Genomic DNA, 18,034 nt, shown 5'->3' with positions numbered 1-18,034 from the left:
GAGACAAGACCATGGGTGCATCCGACTTTTCCAAGCTACCGCACATCGGCGAATCGCTCAAGCGCAAGGAAGACTACCGCTTCCTGACCGGCGCGGGCCAGTACACCGACGACGTGGTGCTGGCTGCGCAGAGCCATGCGGTGTTCGTGCGCTCGCCGCACGCCCACGCCAAGATCAACAGCATCAACATCGACGCCGCCAAAGCCGCGCCCGGTGTGCTGGGCGTGTTCACCGGCGCCGATGTGGCCGCCGACAACATCAACGGCCTGCCCTGCGGCTGGCTCATCACCAGCACCAACGGCGAGCCCATGAAGGAGCCGCCGCACCCCATCCTGGCCCAGGGCAAGGTGCGCTATGTGGGCGACCACGTGGCCATGGTGGTGGCGCTGACCCAGCAGCAGGCGCGCGATGCGGCCGAGCTGGTGGAGGTGGACTACGACGTGCTGCCTGCAGTGGTGAACGTGGCCGACGCCGCATCGGGCGCCGTGGCCGGTGCGGCGCTGCACGACATTGCGCCCGACAACCACTGCTTCAAGTGGGCCATCGGCGACAAGGGCGCCGTGGACGCCGCATTTGCCAACGCTGCGCACATCACCAAGCTCGACCTTATCAACAACCGCCTGATCCCCAACGCCATGGAGCCGCGTGCGGCCATCGGCAGCTACAACCGCGCGAGCGACGAATACACGCTGTACGTCAGCAACCAGAACCCGCACGTCGAGCGTCTGCTGATGACGGCCTTTGTGATGGGCCTGCCCGAGCACAAGGTGCGTGTGATTGCGCCCGACGTAGGCGGTGGCTTCGGCTCCAAGATCTATCTGTACGCTGAAGACGTGTGCCTGACCTGGGCGGCCAAAAAGCTCAACCGCAACATCAAGTGGGTGGCGGACCGCAGCGAGGCGTTCCTCTCCGACGCACATGGCCGCGACCACGTGAGCCATGCCGAAATGGCGATGGACAAGGACGGCAAGTTCCTGGCCATGCGGGTGCACACCCACGCCAACCTGGGCGCTTATCTGAGCACCTTTGCCAGCGCCGTGCCCACCATCCTGTACGCCACGCTGCTCGCCGGCCAGTACACCACGCCACAGGTGTATGTGGAGGTGGATTCGTGGTTCACCAACACCGCGCCCGTCGATGCCTACCGGGGCGCGGGCCGGCCCGAGGCCACCTACCTGCTGGAGCGGCTGGTGACCCGCTGCGGCTGGGAAATGGGCCTGGGCCAGGACGAGATCCGCAAGCGCAACTTCATCACCAGCTGGCCGTACCAGACGCCGGTGGCACTGCAGTACGACGTGGGGGACTACCACGCGTGCATGACGCAGGCGCAGCAGCTGGCAGACGTGGCGGGCTTTGCCGCGCGCAAGGCCGCCAGCGAGGCCAAGGGTCTCAAGCGCGGCATTGGCTACAGCAGCTACATCGAAGCCTGCGGCATTGCGCCGTCCAACATCGCAGGTGCTTTGGGCGCACGCGCAGGCCTTTTTGAATGCGGCGAGGTCCGCGTGCACCCCACGGGCAGCGTGACGGTGTTCACCGGCTCGCACAGCCACGGCCAGGGGCATGAGACCACCTTTGCGCAGGTGGTGGCCGCGCGCCTGGGCATTCCGGTGGAGAACGTGGACATCGTGCACGGCGACACGGGCCGTGTGCCGTTCGGCATGGGCACCTATGGTTCGCGTTCCATCAGCGTGGGCGGGGCGGCCATCATGAAGGCGCTGGACAAGATCGAGGCCAAGGCCAAGAAGATTGCCGCGCATTTGATGGAGGCCAGCGACGCCGACATCGACTTCAGCGGCGGCGAATTCACCGTGCGGGGCACGGACAAGAAGATCCCGTTCGGTCAGGTGGCACTCACGGCCTATGTGCCGCACAACTACCCGCTGGACAAGCTGGAGCCGGGCCTGAACGAAACCGCGTTCTACGACCCCACCAACTTCACCTTCCCGGCAGGTACCTACATCTGCGAGGTGGAAATCGACCCGCAGACCGGCGTGACCCGCGTGGACAAGTTCACCGCCGTGGACGACTTTGGCACCATCATCAACCCCATGATCGTGGAAGGCCAGGTGCACGGCGGTCTGGTGCAGGGCATTGGTCAGGCGCTGCTGGAGAGCTGCGTGTACGACCGCGAAACCGGCCAGCTGCTCACCGGCAGCTTCATGGACTACGCCATGCCGCGCGCTGACGACTTCCCCGAGTTCAAGCTGGGCCATGTATGCACGCCCTGCACCCACAACCCGCTGGGCACCAAGGGCTGCGGCGAGGCCGGGGCGATCGGCTCGCCACCGGCGGTGATCAATGCTGTGCTGGACGCGCTGCGGCCCCTGGGCGTGAAGGACTTCGACATGCCCGCGTCGCCGCATCGCGTGTGGGAAGCCATTCAGTCCGCCAAGGCATAAGGAGACCAACCATGTACGCATTCACCTTTGAGGCTCCTTCCTCCACCGCGGCGGCCGCGCAGCTCATCGCCCAGGGCGGCAAGCTGCTTGCGGGTGGGCAAAGCCTGCTGCCGTCCATGCGGCTGCGCCTGGCCAACCCCGAAAAAATCGTGGACCTGAACGGCATTGCCGAGCTGGCGGGTATCCGCCGCGAAGGCAACGCGCTGGTCATCGGTGCCATGACGCGCCACATGGACGTGGCGGCCAGCAGCGAGGTCAAGTCGGCCATCCCGGCACTGGCCGACCTGGCCGCCCACATCGGCGACCGCCAGGTGCGCGCACGTGGCACGCTGGGCGGCTCGGTGGCCAACAACGACCCCGCCGCCTGCTACCCCAGCGCGGTGCTGGGCCTGGGCGCCACGGTCATCACCAACCGCCGCGAGATCCAAGCCGACGACTTCTTCGTGGGCATGTACACCACGGCGCTGGAGGAGGGCGAGATCATTACTGCCATCCGCTTCCCCATCCCTAAGCGTGCCGCGTACATGAAGTTCAAGCAGGCGGCATCGCGCTTCTCGCTGGTGGGGGTGTTTGTGGCGCAGACCGACAGCGGTGTGCGCGTGGCCGTCACCGGTGCGGCCAGCAGCGTGTTCCGCCATGCGGGGCTGGAGGCGGCGCTCAACCAGAGCTTCACGCCGCAGTCGGCGGCCAGCGTCAAGATCGACGCGAGCGATTTGAACGCCGACATCCACGCCAGCGCTGCCTACCGCGCTAACCTCATCAGCGTGCAAACGCAGCGCGCTGTGCAGCAGATGCTGGGATGACATGAGGGCAACCCCGCTACCGTGGTGCGGCACCCGGTGGCGGGTTTTTGAGTGAAATTGGCCGCTAGCGATAGAAGCATATGCGCTAGCAGCTATGAATTGGATAGCAATGAACTCGTTGAACGCCGCGCCGGTTCCGGCTTCCATCGACGCCCTGGTGCAGGCCCTGCAGAGCGTGGGCTATTTTGCCGACCGTCGCCTGGCCACGGCGGTGTTTCTGGCGCTCCAGCTGCAGCGGCCTTTGCTGCTGGAGGGTGAGCCCGGCGTGGGCAAGACGGCGCTCGCCAAAGCTCTCTCAGAAGTGCTGTCGCGCAGCCTGATCCGCCTGCAGTGCTACGACGGCCTGGAGCAGCGCGAGGCGCTGTACGAGTGGAACTACGCCGCTCAGTTGCTGCACATGCGGGCTGCGGAAGGGCAGGGCGGTGCCGACATGGCGCAGGTGGAGCGCGAGGTGTACCAAGACCGCTACCTCATCCGCCGCCCGTTGCTGCAGGCGCTGCAGGCGCCAGCACCGGGCGCCGTGCTGCTGATCGACGAAGTGGACCGCGCCGACGAACCGTTCGAGGCCTTTTTGCTCGAGTACCTGGGCGAGTACCAGGTGAGCATTCCCGAGATCGGCACCGTGCGTGCAACGGCCACGCCGGTCACCATCCTCACCAGCAACCGCACGCGCGATCTGCACGACGCCGTCAAGCGCCGCTGCCTGTACCACTGGCTGGACTACCCCGAGCGCGAGCGTGAGCTGGCCATCGTGCGCGCCCAGGTGCCGGGTGCGAGCGAGGCACTGGCCGTGCAGGTGGCAGAGTTTGTGGGCCGGCTGCGCAGCCAGCCTTTTGCCAACGCGTTCCAGCGCGCACCGGGCATTGCCGAGAGCGTGGAATGGGCCAAGGCGCTGGTGGCGCTGGACACCCTCGTGGTGGACCCCGAGGTGGTGTCCGATACCGCAGGCATCCTGTTCAAGCAGCGCGAGGATGTCGCGGCGCTCACCCGCGACATGGCGGTGCAGTTGCTGCAACCCGCCGATGTCGATGCATGAGAGCCGTCCCATGGCCGAGGGTGCGATGTTCTCTCAACTCGGCGATGCCCGCACCGGCAAGCTGGCCGACAACCTGAGCGGCTTTGGCCGCACGCTGCGCCGCGCGGGTGTGCGGGTGGACGCTGCCCGCATGGCGCTGGCCCAGCAGGCGGTGATGCTTGTGGGCCTGCAGCGCGAGGATTTCAGCGCTGCACTGGAGGCCGTGCTGGTCAGCCGGGAGCAAGACCGCATGGTGTTCCGCGAGCTGTTTGACGCCTACTTTCGCAACCCCAACGTCGCGCAGAAGCTGCTGGCACAGATGCTGCCCAGCGCCGAGTCCAAGGCCGAGCCCGTCAAACGCCGCCCGCGTGTGAGCGAGGCGCTGGCGCCGGTACGCGCGGCACGCAACGCGCCGCCCGCGCGTGAAGAAGACAAGATCGAATTCGATGCCGCCATGACGGCCAGTGACCTGCAGCGCCTGCGGCAGGCTGACTTCAACCAGCTCTCGGCCAGCGAATACATCCTGGTGGAGCGCTTGGCGCGTGATGTGCCTTTGCCCTTGCCGCACTACGCCGCCCGCCGCACCCGGCCGGGCGCACGCGGTAGCCGCCCGCACTGGCCCGGCGCCATGCACCATGCGGCGCGCAGTGGGGGCGAGGTGCTGCACATCCCCTTGCTGCAGCGGCGCCAGCAACCGCTGCCACTGCTGGTGCTGGTGGATGTGTCGGGCTCCATGGAGCGCTACGCGCGCTTGCTGCTGGCCTTTTTGCACGCGGCCACCGCACCGCGCCACACCGGCGCCGCCGTGCGCCGTGACGTGTTTGCGTTTGGCACCGGCTTGACCGACCTCACGCCCGCCTTCCGCCTGGCCGACACCGATGCGACGCTGGAGATGGCCAGCCACGCCATCACCGACTTTGCCGGGGGCACCCGCATGGGCGACAGCCTGGGCCAGCTGCGCCTGCAGCATGCACGGCGCCTGGTGGGGCGGCGGACGCTGGTGCTGTTGATCAGCGACGGGCTGGACACGGGCACGCCCGAGGTGCTGGAGCGCGAGCTGGCCTGGCTGCGGCGCCACTGCGGTCGCCTGCTGTGGCTTAACCCCCTGCTGCGCTACGAGGGCTATGCCCCCACGGCGCGCGGTGCGTCGGCCTTGCACCGCCAGGCCCACGGCATGGTTGCCGTGCACAACCTGAGCCATCTGAAGGACCTGGCCGCCAGCCTGGCGAGCGTGCTGCGGCAATGACGGCGCCGTGCCCCACGCCGCACCGAGTCCAGCCACGCAGCGGACCGATTGAATTCCCACAACATCCACACCATTTGAAAATCGAGAGGACCCACCATGGAAATGCAAGCCAGCCGAACCCTTGCCGTCAGCCAGCAACAGGCCTGGGAGGCGCTCAACGACCCCGAAGTGCTCAAGCTGTGCATTCCTGGCTGCGATAAGGTCGAGCCCACGGGCGAGAACCAGTACTCGGTGGCCATGGCGCTCAAGATCGGGCCCGTGTCGGCCAAGTTCGCGGGCAAGATCACGCTGTCCGACATCGTGCCGCCCGAGAGCTACAACATCGCCTTTGACGGCTCCGGCGGCGTGGCGGGCTTTGGCAAGGGCAACGCCCAAGTCAAGCTGGTGCCGCTCCCCGCCGATGCGGCCGGGCAGGCCAGCTGCGAGCTGCACTACACCGTGCACGCCTCGGTGGGCGGCAAGATTGCGCAGCTGGGCCAGCGCCTCATCGACGGCGCCGCCAAGAGCATGGCCGAAGACTTCTTCAAGCGGTTTGACGACGAGATGCAGCGCCGCTTTCCGCGCGCTGAAGCCCCTCCAGCAGACGCATCGGCCAGTGCCGATGCCATCACCCAGCCAGGCACCGTGGAAGAGGGCAGCGCCACCCAGGGTGGCGGTATCCCTGCGTGGGTGTGGGGTGTTGGCGTGACGGCCCTCGTATTGCTGGCCTGGTGGTTCAATCGGGGCTGATTGCTCGGGGCAGCGGAAGGAAGTGAGTCATGGAAAATTTGGACGTCGTCGTGCTGCGCACGCTGCAGGGCTGGCGGGCCACGGGGCGCCGTGCGCTGCTGGCCACGGTGGTGCGCACGTGGGGCTCGTCGCCCCGGCCGGTGGGCTCGATCATGGCACTGTGCGAGGACGGCGCGGTGGTGGGGTCGGTGTCGGGCGGGTGCATTGAAGACGATTTGATCGACCGCCACACACGCGCCTATGCACAGGCGGGTGCGGCGGCAGACGGTACCGACCACCGCATCCCCAGCGGCCCGCCATCGTTTGTCAAATACGGCGTCAGCGCCGACGAGGCCCACCGCTTTGGCCTGCCCTGCGGCGGCACGCTGGAGCTGCTGCTTGAGTACGACCCTGATCCCAACCTGCTGGCGGACCTCATTGCCCAGCTGGCCGCCGGGCGCCTGGTGCAGCGCACCGTGCGCCTGTCTGACGGCGCCGTGACCCTGGCACCCACCCAGGCCCCCGAGGATCTCAAGGTGGATGCACAGCAGCTCACCAACACCTTCGGCCCCGAGTACCGCATGCTGCTCATCGGTGCGGGGCAGCTCACCGAATACCTGGCCACCATGGCCTTGTTCAACGGCTTTGCCGTGACGGTGTGCGACCCGCGCGAGGAATACCGGGGCAGTTGGAGCGTGCCCGGCGCCACGGTGGTGAGCGACATGCCAGACGATGTGGTGCTGGCCTTCAAGCCCGACCGCCGCACCTGCGTGGTGGCCCTCACGCACGACCCCAAGCTGGACGACCTGGCGCTGCTGGAGGCGCTGAACACCGAGGCGTTCTACGTGGGCGGCATTGGCTCGCGCCGCAACAACGAGGCGCGGCGGGCCCGCATGATCGAGCACTTCGACCAGACCGAAGCCAGCCTGCAGCGCCTGCGCGGGCCCATTGGCATCTACATCGGCAGCAAGACACCACCCGAGATTGCAGTGAGCGTGATGGCCGAGATTTTGGCCGTGAAGAACGGCGTGACCTTGCCGCGCGATATGGAAGTGGCCCAGGCCAAGAACGACCGGGAGCTGGCCCACAACGACCCGGGCGCCCTGGTGTGCGGCGTGCGGTAGCTCGGGCCGTCCCGGTGGTCAGTGCTGCACTGGTGGCACCTGGGCCTGCAGCTGCCGCTGTACGTGCCTGAGCAGCCCTTCGCAGGCGTCTTCTACCAGATCCAGCACCTCTTCAAACCCCTGGCTGCCGCCGTAGTACGGGTCGGGCACCACCGGGCTGTCGAACTGCAGGCAGAACTCCGTCATGCGCCGCAGCTTGTGCGCGTGTGCGGGTGGGCACAGGTCTTGTGCCAATGTGAGGTTGTCCTAGTCCATGGCCAGGATCAGGTCGTAACGCGCAAAGTCCGCATCCGTGATCTGTCGGGCCCGCAGGTCCGACAGGTCATAACCGCGCTGCGCCGCGTGGCGCTGGGTGCGGGTGTCGGGCGGCTCGCCGGGGTGGTAGTTGTGCGTGCCGGCTGAGTCCACCACCACGCTGTGCGCCAGGCCGCTGTGGGCGATCTTGTGGCGGAACACGCCGTGGGCTGTGGGGCTGCGGCAGATGTTGCCCATGCACACAAACAGGATGGCGTAGCGCGACATGGTGATGGCCGTGTGCGTTCAGGCCTCGATCACCACCGGGCCGCCCTTGGCAATGCCGCGCTGGTAGGCCGGGCGGGCATGCATGCGTTCCAGGTAGGCCTGCAGGTGCGGGGAGCGGCTTGCGTCGTTGGCGCGGGACATCAGCGCCTCCACCGCAAAGCTCATCTGAAAATCCGCCATGGTCAGGTGCTCCCCGGCAAACCAGCGGTGGGTGCCCAGGTGCTCTTCAATGAATGCCAGCGCCGTGTCCACGTTGGGGTCGATGAGCTTTTGCTGCACCGTGCCGCACAGGGCGCGCGCAATGGGCTTCACGAAGAAGGGCATGGGCTGGGTGGGGATGGTCTTGAACACCAGCTTCATCACCAGCCAGTTCATCAGCGAGCCCTCGGCATAGTGCATCCAGAAGCGGCACTGGCGGTGTTCGGTTGTGCGTGGCTGGGGCTGCAGGTGGGCCAGGTCGCCCCGGGCCTGCTCGCCGTAGGTTTCTACCAGGTACTCGATGATGGCGCCTGATTCGGCAATCACCTCGTCGCCATCCGTGATGACCGGTGACTTGCCCAGGGGGTGAATGGCCTTGAGCGCCGGTGGGGCCAGCTTGGTGGCCTTGTCGCGCGCGTAGATCTTGAGCTCGTAGGGCACGCCCAGCTCTTCCAACAGCCAGAGAATGCGCTGCGAGCGCGAGGTTTCGAGGTGGTGCAGGGTGATCATGGCCGCCATCTTATTGAAGAGTGGACCCAATCCACCCTGCCTCGGTCCTTGTTTTTTTGCGAGCTTTGGCTGATCTGGTGGGTTCAGGCGGTGCGGCGCCGCTGCTGCCCGATGGAGCGCTGCATCCACTGCACGTACAGGTCTACAGAAATAAGCACAGCCATTGCAAAGGCGCAGGCGGCCACGGTGGGACCCAGGCCCAGCGAGCTGACCAGCCCGGGGCCCTGCACGGTGGCAAAGCGGTTGGGGGTGGTGCAGATGAACTCGGCCGCGCCCATGCCGGTGTAGTGCATGGCGCACACGGCAGCGGCCATGAGCAGGGCGGCCCCTGCGCGGCTGGGCATGCTGCGGGTGTTGAAGGCCAGCCACAGGGCGGCCGTGCCTGCTGCCACCGCGATGAGCACTGAAAGCGCCACGGTCCGCAGGTCCCAATTGATGTAGCCGCCAATCTTCATGCCGTACATGCCCAGGTAGTGCATGCCCGCCACACCCAGGCCCAGCAACAACCCTGCGCCCAGAATGCGTTCCAGGTCCCGAGGCGCCTTGGACACGACGATGAGTGCGGCCGAGGTGCAGACCACGGCAGCCACCAGGGACACCGCGCTTTCGACGATGCCGTAGCTGCTGGCCACATCCAGCCGCAGCGCCACCATGCCCACAAAGTGCATGGACCACACGCCGATCCCACCCAGGGCCACACCCGCCGTGACTGCGGCTGCGCGGTTCAGCGAGCCGTCCTTGTGGCGGATGCGGCGCGTGACCATCAGCGCGATCAGTGAACCGATGAACGCCAGTGCGAACGAGGCGGCGACGAGGTGGGGGCGGTATTCGGAGACAACGGTGGAGTCCATGGAGATCTGCCTGTGAGGGGTGAAAGGGGCGTTTCACACCGCTCAGGGAGCAGTTGAAACCAATTGTTTTCATATTAGACCAATTGGTTATTTTTTGCTCTGAATGGTTATTTTGGAGAAAAGTGGTGCCGTCCCCCGATAGGGTGGGTGTTTTCAGGTGGGGGTGGCTGGGTGAGAGATCGCCCGCTGTCGGACCTCTGCAAGGCCACGCGGTGGGCCCGCAGCGCCGCTGGCGCCGGGTCAGAGCTGCAGGAGAAACGCCCGCAGCAGGCGCCAATGTTCCAGGCACGCCTCGGGGGCAGGCTGGGCGGCCGCGTTTTCCAGCTGGCGCGCGCGCACGCTCTGGGCTGGGTGGCCGAGGGTAAGCAGCACGGTGGCCAGGCTGTGTGCCAGGCGCCGCAGCGCGGGCCAGTCTTGCGCCGTGCAGGCGGCGTCGCCTTGCCGTATGTCGGCCGGGAACTGCTGCAGGCAGCTGGCGCGGTAGGCCTTGAACAAAAACTCGTCGCCCGCAAAGTGGGTGGCAATGGCCTGCGCCTCATCGTCGGCCGCTTCATCGGCCAGCGTGGTGCTTGTGGCCGGCGCGTTGGCAGGGGGCTCGGCCACCAGCGCCAGCGCATCGGTCACGCAGGCCTCCAGCTCTGCCACCGACGCGGGTTTGGACACCATGCGCCACACCTTCATGGCCTGCAGTTGTTCGCGCACGGGGGGTGTCAGGCCTGCGCTGAACACCGCGACTGGAATCCGGCGGCCGTGCACGGGCTCTTGCAGTAGCCGCTGTACGAGGTCAATGCCGGACTCGCCGGGCAGCATGAGGTCGGTGATGATGAGTTCCACCCCCCCGGCGTGCAGCGCCTGCATGGCGTCCGGCACATTGGCGCAGGTCACCAGCTCAATGGGAAGCTCCTCCAGCGCCATCTGCACAAAGCGTGCGATGGAGCTGTCGTCTTCCACCAGCAGGACCTTGGGCGTGCTCATGCGGGCACCTGGGCCTGTGGAATACACGCAGCCAGTGCGCTCGGCAGCTCGGCCACTAGTCGGGGTTTGTGAATGACCTTCACGCCCTGCAGGGCGAAGGCGTAGGGCTCGCGCTGCTGCTCGTCGAGTGAGGTGACCACGATAAGGTGGCTGCGCGCAAACTGAGGGTGCGAACGCAGCGTGGTGATCAGGGTGGCGCCGTCAATGCCCGGCAGCAGGATGTCCACGATCAGCACCTCGGGCTGTATCTGCCCATACAGCGCCAGACCGGTGATGCCATCGTTGGCCACCTGCAACTGCACACCCGGAAAGTGTTGCTGCACGATGAGGCCGACCAGATTCTGGAAATGGATCGAGTCTTCAATCAGCAGGATCTGCGGCGCGCGCCCTTTGGCGGGGGCCACGGGTGGTGCCAGAGGGGGGCGGCTGGCCACCGGCGTGCCGGCTGCGGGTGCCGGGGCCGCGCCCCCGGCGCCGTGGGCGGTCATCCAGCGTTCCACCGATGCGCGGGAGATACGGCGATGTCCGCCCGGCGTCTTCCAGGCCTCCAGCTCCTTGCGGTCCACCATCAGCTGGACGGACCGTACGGCCATCCCCAGCATCTTGGCGACTTCGAGCGTTGTGTAGTGGTCGGCCATGGCGCGCTCCGCGAGGGAATGGTCAGATTGCATAGATCGCGCATTTTCTCCTAATTTTTTCAAACACGTGTCTTGTATTTGATAAAAATGATTGATATGATTCTATCAATGGCAAAAAAACACCCTGATCTGTGCTTTTTTGTATTTCCAAGCCGACCTCTGCCCCACAAGGGTTCCCGCCATGAAAAAGATTCTCATCGTCGAAGACCACATCGATATCCGCAAGCTGCTCAAGATGACGCTGGAGTTTGATGACTTCGAGATCCACGAAGCCGCCACGGGCGACGCGGGCTGGGTGCTGGCCCAGGAGCTGCAGCCGGACATCGTGCTGCTCGACGTGATGATGCCGGGCACCCTGAACGGCCTGGATGTGTGCCGCCGCATCAAATCGGCCCCGGGCATGCGCCACACCAAGGTGATCATGCTGACGGCCCGGGTGCAGTCGGATGACCGGGCGGCAGGTTTCGCGGCAGGAGCCGACGACTACCTGATGAAGCCCTTCAGCACGCTGCAGGTGCTGGAGACCATCTACCGCATGGAGGCAGCGCAGTGACTTCGCTCCCAGTGCTGGAGCCTGCGCCCCAGGCGCCGCCAGACACGCGGTGCTTTGACGAGGCCGCAGCGGCGCAGATGGAGCGTTTTGTGCGTGACTTCGGCCGCATGTACCGGGAGCGCAACGAAGCGCTGCGCGAGGTCACCCGCGCACACCACGCGGCACTGCTGCACCTGTCGGCCGCCGCAGACCTCAAAGACGATGACACCGGCGTGCACATCGTGCGCATCGGCTATCTGGCCGAGGCCTTGGCCCTCGCGCTGGGGCAGACGGTGGGCTACGCCCGCATGCTGCGCAAGGCGGCGCCCATGCATGACATCGGCAAGATCGGCACCCCGGACAGTGTGCTCAAGAAGCCCGGCAAGCTCACCCCGGAAGAGCGCCAGACCATGAACTGCCATGCCGCCATGGGTGCCGAGATCCTCGGGCGTTCGCAGATTCCCGTCTTTCGCATGGCGGCCGAGGTGGCGCTCACGCACCACGAACGCTACGACGGCCAGGGCTACCCTGCAGGCCTTGCGGGCGATGCCATTCCGCTGTCGGGCCGCATCACGGCCGTGGTGGACTTTTTTGACGCACTGACGATGGACCGGGTGTATCGCCCCGCCTTCACCGTGCCGGTGGCGCTGGAGATGCTGGCAGCCGAGCGTGGGCGCGCGTTTGACCCGGTGATCGTGGACACGTTTTTGGCGCATGCTGCGGCCATTGACGCACTGCGGTGCAAGATCACGCAGGAATGCCCGTCGTTTGATGCACTGATCGATGCGCCCTGACCCTTTTTTGGCCGCTCTGCGGCAGGCCACTGTGGGTACGGTGGTTGGATTGATTCAAGGATTCCCCATGATGATGACGATGATGCAGTGGCTGAAACCGGGGGCACGTGCCATCACCCGCCTGCTGCTGGCGGCGTGCGCCACCAGCGCGCTGGCAGGGCCTGTGGCCGACCGGGTCCAGAGCCAGTCGGTGCTGCGCGTGTGTGTGTGGCCGGACTACTACGGCGTGACCTTTCGCCACCCGCGCACGCAGCAGCTGGGCGGCATCGACATTGACCTGTCGGGCGAGCTGGCGCGCGATCTCAAGGCCCGGGTCGAATACGTGGACTCTTCCTTTCCCACCCTCATTGATGACCTGAACCAGGACCGTTGTGACGTGGCCATGTTCGCCATTGGCATGCTGCCCCAGCGCATGGAGAAGCTGGCTTTCACCCAGCCCTATATGCGCAGCGACATCTATGGCATCACAACCAAAACCAACACGGTCATCAAGCAGTGGGCCGACATCGACAAGCCAGGCGTGCTGGTGGGGGTGCAGGCGGGCACGTTCATGGAGCCCATCATGGCCCAGCGCCTCAAGCAAGCCACGCTGGTGCGCATCCAGTTGCCCGCAACCCGGGAGCGCGAGCTGACGGCCGGGCGCATTGACGTGTTCATGACCGACTACCCCTACAGCCGGCGCCTGATGGACAACGCCGACTGGGCCCGGCTCATCGAGTCTCCCGAACCGTTCTCGGTGCTGCCCTACGGCTATGCAGTCAAGCGCGGCGACGCGGCGTGGCTGGCCACGGTCGAGGCCTTTGTAGCCCGCATCAAAGCGGATGGCCGCCTGCAGCGTGCGGCCTCCCAGAATGGCCTGAGCGCCATCGTGGTGCGCTGACATGGCAGCTCTTCAGCCTCTCTACCGGCGCTGGGCTCGACTGCGCGCGTGGGTGTTGCAGACCAGCCACCTGGTCCTGGTCATCGGGGGGCTGTCGGCATTGGCGGCGTTGGTGGGGGTGGGTGCGTTGGCCGTGAACGACTTTCGCACGGTGCGCATCAGCCACCAGAACCATGCAGCCATGCTGGCCCGGGTGCTGGAGGACCAGGCCACGCGCACCATGCAGACGGCCGAGCTGGCATTGGAGTCACTGGCTACATCGCCCGCCCTCACGGCTGTGGCCTCCGAGCCCCGGCGCATGCAGGACGCCCTGGGACAGGCACTGGCTGCGCTTTCGTTTCTCCGGGGGCTGACCGTGGTGGACGCAGGGGGGCGAGTGATCGCAAGCACATTGCCGGGCGATGCCGAGAGTTTTGTGGATCTGGCCCAGTTGGGCCCGCCGGTGGCGGTGGGGCGGACGGTGCAGGGCGGCCTCACGCCGGGCCGTAGCCTGCAAAGCGTGCGCCTGGGGGGCAAAGCGGTGGCAGCGCCTGCCGGGGTGGCTTTCATCCCTGTGATGCATGGCTACAAGACGGAAGCCGGGCAAGTGCTGGTGCTGGTGGCCTTGGTCAACCCTGATTCGCTGTCCAACTTTCAGCACCTCACGCTGGAGTCCGAGATTTTTGATTCGGTGGTGACGGCGTACAACGGCCAGGTGCTGGCGACCTCGGGCACAGCGGCGGCGCTCGCAGGCGCGCGGGTGAATCACATCCCCGTGTTCAGCCAGTTCTTGCCCCGGCAGGAGCATGCCACCTACCTGGGCGCGGGCGTGCTGGGCGAGCGGCAGATCGTCAGCTTTCGAGCCTCGGCCGCCTTGCCGCTCGTGGTGGTGGTAGAGACTTCGTACCAGGCCGTTGTGAAGAGCTGGCTGGCGGACGCCAGAGCGTTGCTCGGCATTGGCCTGGCCCTGGTGGCGCTGGTGCTGGTGTTGACCGTTGCGATATGGCGGGGCATCCGCACCCGTGAGCGGGCGCGGCTGGCCATTGATGCGGCGCAGGCCCGCATTGCCCGTAACGAGCGGGACCTGTCGGTGCTCATGCGCAGCGTGCAGGAGCTGATCTTTCGCACCGATGCCCAGGGCGTGATCACCTATGTGAACGCCCACTGGACCGTCATGACGGGCACTTCCCCCGACCGCGCCATTGGCAAGCGCCTGCACGATCTGGTGGAGCCGCAAAGCCGCAACGAGGTGGTGCGGGCCATCGACCCGCGATCGCCCGATGGCGTGCGGGTGTGCCAGGTGCTGTCCCGCTCTGCGGCGGGCAAAGAGATGACGTTCAAGGTGGCAGTGGTGCCCTTGGTGGCGGCCGGGCGCGTGATCGGTTTCGCAGGCAGTGCGGTGGATGAAACCGAACGCTGGATGGCCCAGCAGCAGCTGCAGGCGCAGATTGCTTTCCAGGATCTGCTGCTGGAGACCAATCCGCTGCCCATCTCTGTGACCGATGCGCAGGACCGCTTTGTGCGCGTGAACAAGGCGTGGGAGGAATACAAGGGCCGCGAGCGCGTCACCGTGCTGGGCAAGGCTGTGGCCGAATGCCTGCCCCCTGACGAAGTCAAGGTGCACCAGTCGGCCAACAAGCAGTTGCTGCGCTGGGGTGGACGGACGCTGGTGGAAACACAGGTGCGCCATGGCGATGGATCGCGCCGCGATACGCGCCTGGCCAAGGCGGCCATTGCAGATGAACATGGCCAGGTCACCGGCGTGCTCACTATCTTGATGGATGTGAGCGAGTTCCGCGAGGCCGAGCGCGCTACCCAGGAGGCCCGCGATGCGGCCGAAGAGGCGTCACGTGCCAAGTCGGAGTTCGTGGCCAACATGAGCCACGAGCTGCGCACCCCACTGCAGTCCATTCTGGGCTTTGCCGAGCTGGGTATGTTGCGTGGCCGCACGCAGCCCAAGCTGGCGGGCATGTTTGAAGACATCCATTCCGCAGGCCAGCGCATGCTCACGTTGGTGAACGACCTGCTGGAGGTCTCCAAGCTGGAGAGCACGGTGGGGACCTTCCACATGGAGCGCATCGACCTGCGCGGTGTGGTACGCCCCGTGATCCGCGAACTGGAGCCCTTGCTGGAGCGCAGCCATCTGATGATGGATTTGCGTATGCCCGACCTTCCGTTGGTGGCCAAGGCCGACCCGCTGCGCTTTCAGCAGGTGATCCGCAATGTGGTGGCCAACGCCATCAAGTTTTCCCCGCCCGGTAGCACCATCACGCTGGAGGGCTACGCAGACCCGCAGGGTCAGACGCACCTGGTGGTGCGCGATGAGGGCCCGGGCATTCCCCCATCAGAGCTGCACAGTATTTTTGAGGCCTTCGTGCAGTCCAGCAAAACCAAGGATGGCTCGGGCGGCACGGGCCTGGGCCTGGCGATTTGCCGCAAGATCGTCGAGGCCATGGGTGGGCGAATCTTCGCCGAGAACGTGCCCGCCAGCGGCGCCGCGTTCCACATCATTCTCCCCGCCAGAGGCCAGGCGGAAACCATGCCCGCGCCGCTGGAGTAGGCAGTGGCAATAGGCAGTGCAACGCCAACAAAAAAGCCCTCGGATGAGGGCTTTTTTGTAGATGCTGGCGGGACGCCATAGCGCCCCGGGTGGCCGATCAGCCGCCCTTGCGCGAACGCTTGCCAGGGTTCTTCTTGCTGCGCGTGGCGACACCACGCTCCAGGCTCACGCGCTGGCCGCGGCCGGGGGTGTTCAGCGTCACGCCGGGCAGTGGCTTGGGTTGGGGGGTGCGCTTGCGGTCTGCTTCGGTGACGATCTTGTTGCCCATGATTGGTCTCTGAGAAAGTGGAGAAAAGGGTCATATTAGGCCACAGGTGCAGCGCGGGCCCCAAAAGGGGTAGCACCACGCCCTGCAAGGAAAGGGGCTGAAGCTTCAGTCAGGCAGGGTCCAGCGCGCCAGAACCTGCGGGGCAGCGCCGCCCTGGTGGCGCAATATGAGTGCCTCGCCCGAGCGCGTGCTGTCCTGCGCCAGGTCGGCCTGCACAAACATGTGGCTCACCCACACTTCAAACCGGCCGCTGCGTGCGGAGACGGCGGTCAGCGCGTCGCGCAGAGCGCGCAGATGGGCCGCTCCGGTCGTCTCGGGATAGCCCCGGGGCGAGCCCAGCGGCGCCCAGACCTGGGGTGCGCCGAAGGCCAGCGTGGCGGTGTCGATGCACCGGCACCACGGGCTGGACAACACCTTGCCGGGTTGCAACTGCCGCGCCTGAAACCATTCGCCAATGCGGCGCGCCTGGGCCCGGCCTTCGTCGCTCAGGTTGCGCTGGGTGCCGCAGTCGCCCAGACGGAAGCCCGGCGGATCGAACGTGCCAGGGGCCAGCGCATGGCGGAATAGCGCCACCACGCCCCCCTGGCGCAGCAAGGCTTCTGCTCCCGCCTCCTGGGCGGCCCAGCTCTGCAAGGCTGCGACACCCAGGGCTCCACCCACGGCGCCCGCCGCGCCCCTGCCCAGCAGGGTGCGCCGCGTGAGGCGTGCGCCGTCCGCACCCGCCGTACCGCCGGCAGCGTCGATGTCTGTATCAGGCCGCAGGCTGGAAGGCATAGCCATTGCCCGATGCCGCCATGCGGCCAAACGCGGGGAACGGGAAGTGGAAGCCACCCAGCATGGCGTTGCTGGCGGTGATGCGGGCAAACACTTCGCGCCGTACCTTGCGGGCTGCCTCGGCATCCATGTCAAAGGTCACGGCCCAGTCGGGGTTGCGCGCGAACAGCGCGGGCACGTTGGTCAGGTCTGCCACATAAAAGAAGTTCTGGCCTGCCGACTTCAGCTCAAACAGCGTGTGGCCCGGCGTGTGGCCATAGGCGGCCACGGACTGGATGCCCGGCGCCACTTCGTTGCCCGCTTCAAACCGCACCAGCGTGTCGGCTGGCATGGTGGCGAAGGTGCGGCGCGCGTTCTCGAACGCGCCCTTCATGCCGGCCGGAGCCGCCGCCATGCGCGCATCGTCCATCCAGAAGGCGTGTTCCGCCGCTGGCACCATCACCTTGGCCTTGGGGAAGGTCCATTCGCCTGCCTTGTTGCGCAGCCCGTTGATGTGGTCGCCATGGAAGTGGCTGATGAGCACGGTGTCGATGTCCGAGGCCTGCATGCCAGCGGCACGCAGGCTGTCGAGCAGCTTGCCGGTGGTGGGGCCGCCAAACTCGCCCAGCCCGGTATCGATGAGGATCTTGCGCGCCCCTGCCACCACCAGAAACGGGGTGTAGGGCACGTCGATGTAGTCGGTGGGCAGATTCTGCGATGCGAGCAGCGCACGCACCTCGGCCAGCGGCGCGTTCTTCACGAACTCTTCGCCCAGGGGGCGGCGCGTGATGCCGTCGTTCAGTGCAATCACTTCCACATCGCCCACCTTCATGCGCCTGAAGCCTGGGCTGGGCAGGGTGGGCGTACCAAAGTTGGGGGCGTTCTGAGCCCAGACGGGCACGAACGAGCCTGCAGCGTAAACGGTGGTGGCCAGGCTTGCGCCCAGGAAGTGACGGCGTGACAGCATGAAACTCTCCAGTCTCGGGTTGAACTAATGAGTCGCAACTGTAACGCCGGACCTCATAAAGGCGTGGCCTGGAGCACTAACCTGTTTGCAACGTGGGGCTTTTTGTCGCTAATTGGGGATAAGCATGTCCTGCATCACTCCCTGCGGTCTGTGATAGCGCGGCCTCGGGCCATCCGCTGCGTTGCTTTTCTTGCCAATAGCCGGGCTATTGGCTGCAAAAAGACGCCTTGCGGACTGTCCCGATCCGCACTATCACCGACTCGCGAGGGTGATGCAGGACATCCTTGACCCTTTGGTCTGGCTTGGGGAGAC

Annotated in this window: 17 protein-coding genes and 1 pseudogene; 10 read left to right on the top strand and 8 right to left on the bottom strand. The window is 66.2% G+C overall.

The genetic code is table 11. From position 1 onward, the window contains the following. Positions 1-11: 11 nt before the first annotated feature. The 6 genes from ACT531_RS18860 (at position 12) to ACT531_RS18835 (ending at position 7,295) form a co-directional block, all read left to right on the top strand. Positions 12-2,399, top strand: coding sequence for a xanthine dehydrogenase family protein molybdopterin-binding subunit (locus ACT531_RS18860; protein WP_476018414.1), 2,388 nt, complete (start codon positions 12-14; stop codon positions 2,397-2,399). 11 nt (positions 2,400-2,410) lie between these two features. Then, the gene (locus ACT531_RS18855; RefSeq protein WP_295939593.1) at positions 2,411-3,202 is read left to right on the top strand and encodes an FAD binding domain-containing protein; all 792 of its coding nucleotides are present in this window, start codon (positions 2,411-2,413) and stop codon (positions 3,200-3,202) included. 109 nt (positions 3,203-3,311) lie between these two features. Next, on the top strand, positions 3,312-4,238 hold the full coding sequence (locus ACT531_RS18850; RefSeq protein ID WP_476018413.1) for an AAA family ATPase: 927 nt from the start codon (positions 3,312-3,314) through the stop codon (positions 4,236-4,238). 10 nt (positions 4,239-4,248) lie between these two features. Further along, positions 4,249-5,463, top strand: coding sequence for a vWA domain-containing protein (locus ACT531_RS18845; RefSeq protein ID WP_476018495.1), 1,215 nt, complete (start codon positions 4,249-4,251; stop codon positions 5,461-5,463). 96 nt (positions 5,464-5,559) lie between these two features. Beyond that, complete coding sequence (locus ACT531_RS18840; protein WP_476018412.1) at positions 5,560-6,192, top strand: CoxG family protein; 633 nt, start codon at positions 5,560-5,562, stop codon at positions 6,190-6,192. Positions 6,193-6,221: 29 nt separating this feature from the next. Beyond that, complete coding sequence (locus ACT531_RS18835; RefSeq protein WP_476018411.1) at positions 6,222-7,295, top strand: XdhC family protein; 1,074 nt, start codon at positions 6,222-6,224, stop codon at positions 7,293-7,295. A gap of 18 nt (positions 7,296-7,313) precedes the next feature. Here ACT531_RS18835 and ACT531_RS18830 read toward each other — a convergent pair. From ACT531_RS18830 to ACT531_RS18810, 5 genes and pseudogenes are all read right to left on the bottom strand, one after another. Beyond that, positions 7,314-7,817, bottom strand: a pseudogene (locus tag ACT531_RS18830) (low molecular weight protein-tyrosine-phosphatase). Between the two features lie 18 nt (positions 7,818-7,835). Continuing rightward, positions 7,836-8,525, bottom strand: coding sequence for a glutathione S-transferase family protein (locus ACT531_RS18825; RefSeq protein WP_476018410.1), 690 nt, complete (start codon positions 8,523-8,525; stop codon positions 7,836-7,838). Positions 8,526-8,608: 83 nt separating this feature from the next. Next, positions 8,609-9,376, bottom strand: a complete 768-nt coding sequence (locus ACT531_RS18820) for an MHYT domain-containing protein (RefSeq protein ID WP_476018409.1) — start codon at positions 9,374-9,376, stop codon at positions 8,609-8,611. Between the two features lie 240 nt (positions 9,377-9,616). Continuing rightward, on the bottom strand, positions 9,617-10,351 hold the full coding sequence (locus tag ACT531_RS18815) for an Hpt domain-containing response regulator (protein WP_295939611.1): 735 nt from the start codon (positions 10,349-10,351) through the stop codon (positions 9,617-9,619). Beyond that, positions 10,348-11,022 carry a helix-turn-helix domain-containing protein gene (locus ACT531_RS18810; RefSeq protein WP_476018408.1) on the bottom strand — a complete coding sequence of 225 codons (675 nt, stop codon included), beginning with the start codon at positions 11,020-11,022 and terminating at the stop codon, positions 10,348-10,350. The genes ACT531_RS18815 and ACT531_RS18810 overlap by 4 nt, the downstream gene beginning before the upstream one ends. A 148-nt stretch (positions 11,023-11,170) precedes the next feature. On the opposite strand from ACT531_RS18810, the gene ACT531_RS18805 reads away from it, so the two are divergent. The 4 genes from ACT531_RS18805 to ACT531_RS18790 all read left to right on the top strand — a co-directional run bounded on the left by ACT531_RS18805 (position 11,171) and on the right by ACT531_RS18790 (position 15,734). Continuing rightward, entirely contained in the window at positions 11,171-11,542 is a 372-nt protein-coding gene (locus ACT531_RS18805; protein ID WP_015015228.1) for a response regulator transcription factor, read from the top strand. 77 nt (positions 11,543-11,619) lie between these two features. After that, positions 11,620-12,315: an HD-GYP domain-containing protein gene (locus ACT531_RS18800; protein ID WP_083871677.1), complete on the top strand. Its 696-nt coding sequence runs from the start codon at positions 11,620-11,622 to the stop codon at positions 12,313-12,315. Between the two features lie 67 nt (positions 12,316-12,382). Further along, positions 12,383-13,195, top strand: coding sequence for an ABC transporter substrate-binding protein (locus ACT531_RS18795; RefSeq protein ID WP_015015226.1), 813 nt, complete (start codon positions 12,383-12,385; stop codon positions 13,193-13,195). Between the two features lies 1 nt (position 13,196). Continuing rightward, the gene (locus ACT531_RS18790) at positions 13,197-15,734 is read left to right on the top strand and encodes a sensor histidine kinase (protein ID WP_476018407.1); all 2,538 of its coding nucleotides are present in this window, start codon (positions 13,197-13,199) and stop codon (positions 15,732-15,734) included. Positions 15,735-15,831: 97 nt separating this feature from the next. Here ACT531_RS18790 and ACT531_RS18785 read toward each other — a convergent pair whose 3' ends face one another. From ACT531_RS18785 to ACT531_RS18775, 3 genes are all read right to left on the bottom strand, one after another. Next, complete coding sequence (locus ACT531_RS18785; RefSeq protein WP_015015224.1) at positions 15,832-16,002, bottom strand: hypothetical protein; 171 nt, start codon at positions 16,000-16,002, stop codon at positions 15,832-15,834. Between the two features lie 105 nt (positions 16,003-16,107). Further along, positions 16,108-16,776 carry a histidine phosphatase family protein gene (locus ACT531_RS18780; RefSeq protein ID WP_476018494.1) on the bottom strand — a complete coding sequence of 223 codons (669 nt, stop codon included), beginning with the start codon at positions 16,774-16,776 and terminating at the stop codon, positions 16,108-16,110. Continuing rightward, positions 16,754-17,722, bottom strand: coding sequence for an MBL fold metallo-hydrolase (locus tag ACT531_RS18775; RefSeq protein ID WP_060985682.1), 969 nt, complete (start codon positions 17,720-17,722; stop codon positions 16,754-16,756). The genes ACT531_RS18780 and ACT531_RS18775 overlap by 23 nt, the downstream gene beginning before the upstream one ends. Between the last annotated feature and the right edge of the window lie 312 nt (positions 17,723-18,034).

The organism is Acidovorax sp. DMC1 (assembly GCF_056314325.1).
The sequence above is the reverse complement of the archived record's forward strand: the minus strand, read 5'-3'. Positions and strand labels throughout refer to the sequence as shown.

Excerpts from the sequence above, each read along its gene's own strand:
- ACT531_RS18860 (WP_476018414.1), top strand. The coding sequence starts at position 12 with ATGGGTGCATCCGACTTTTCCAAGCTACCGCACATCGGCGAATCGCTC.
- ACT531_RS18855 (WP_295939593.1), top strand. The coding sequence starts at position 2,411 with ATGTACGCATTCACCTTTGAGGCTCCTTCCTCCACCGCGGCGGCCGCG.
- ACT531_RS18850 (WP_476018413.1), top strand. The coding sequence starts at position 3,312 with ATGAACTCGTTGAACGCCGCGCCGGTTCCGGCTTCCATCGACGCCCTG.
- ACT531_RS18845 (WP_476018495.1), top strand. The coding sequence starts at position 4,249 with ATGGCCGAGGGTGCGATGTTCTCTCAACTCGGCGATGCCCGCACCGGC.
- ACT531_RS18840 (WP_476018412.1), top strand. The coding sequence starts at position 5,560 with ATGGAAATGCAAGCCAGCCGAACCCTTGCCGTCAGCCAGCAACAGGCC.
- ACT531_RS18835 (WP_476018411.1), top strand. The coding sequence starts at position 6,222 with ATGGAAAATTTGGACGTCGTCGTGCTGCGCACGCTGCAGGGCTGGCGG.
- ACT531_RS18825 (WP_476018410.1), bottom strand. The coding sequence starts at position 8,525 with ATGATCACCCTGCACCACCTCGAAACCTCGCGCTCGCAGCGCATTCTC.
- ACT531_RS18820 (WP_476018409.1), bottom strand. The coding sequence starts at position 9,376 with ATGGACTCCACCGTTGTCTCCGAATACCGCCCCCACCTCGTCGCCGCC.
- ACT531_RS18815 (WP_295939611.1), bottom strand. The coding sequence starts at position 10,351 with ATGAGCACGCCCAAGGTCCTGCTGGTGGAAGACGACAGCTCCATCGCA.
- ACT531_RS18810 (WP_476018408.1), bottom strand. The coding sequence starts at position 11,022 with ATGCAATCTGACCATTCCCTCGCGGAGCGCGCCATGGCCGACCACTAC.
- ACT531_RS18805 (WP_015015228.1), top strand. The coding sequence starts at position 11,171 with ATGAAAAAGATTCTCATCGTCGAAGACCACATCGATATCCGCAAGCTG.
- ACT531_RS18800 (WP_083871677.1), top strand. The coding sequence starts at position 11,620 with ATGGAGCGTTTTGTGCGTGACTTCGGCCGCATGTACCGGGAGCGCAAC.
- ACT531_RS18795 (WP_015015226.1), top strand. The coding sequence starts at position 12,383 with ATGATGATGACGATGATGCAGTGGCTGAAACCGGGGGCACGTGCCATC.
- ACT531_RS18790 (WP_476018407.1), top strand. The coding sequence starts at position 13,197 with ATGGCAGCTCTTCAGCCTCTCTACCGGCGCTGGGCTCGACTGCGCGCG.
- ACT531_RS18785 (WP_015015224.1), bottom strand. The coding sequence starts at position 16,002 with ATGGGCAACAAGATCGTCACCGAAGCAGACCGCAAGCGCACCCCCCAA.
- ACT531_RS18780 (WP_476018494.1), bottom strand. The coding sequence starts at position 16,776 with ATGCCTTCCAGCCTGCGGCCTGATACAGACATCGACGCTGCCGGCGGT.
- ACT531_RS18775 (WP_060985682.1), bottom strand. The coding sequence starts at position 17,722 with ATGCTGTCACGCCGTCACTTCCTGGGCGCAAGCCTGGCCACCACCGTT.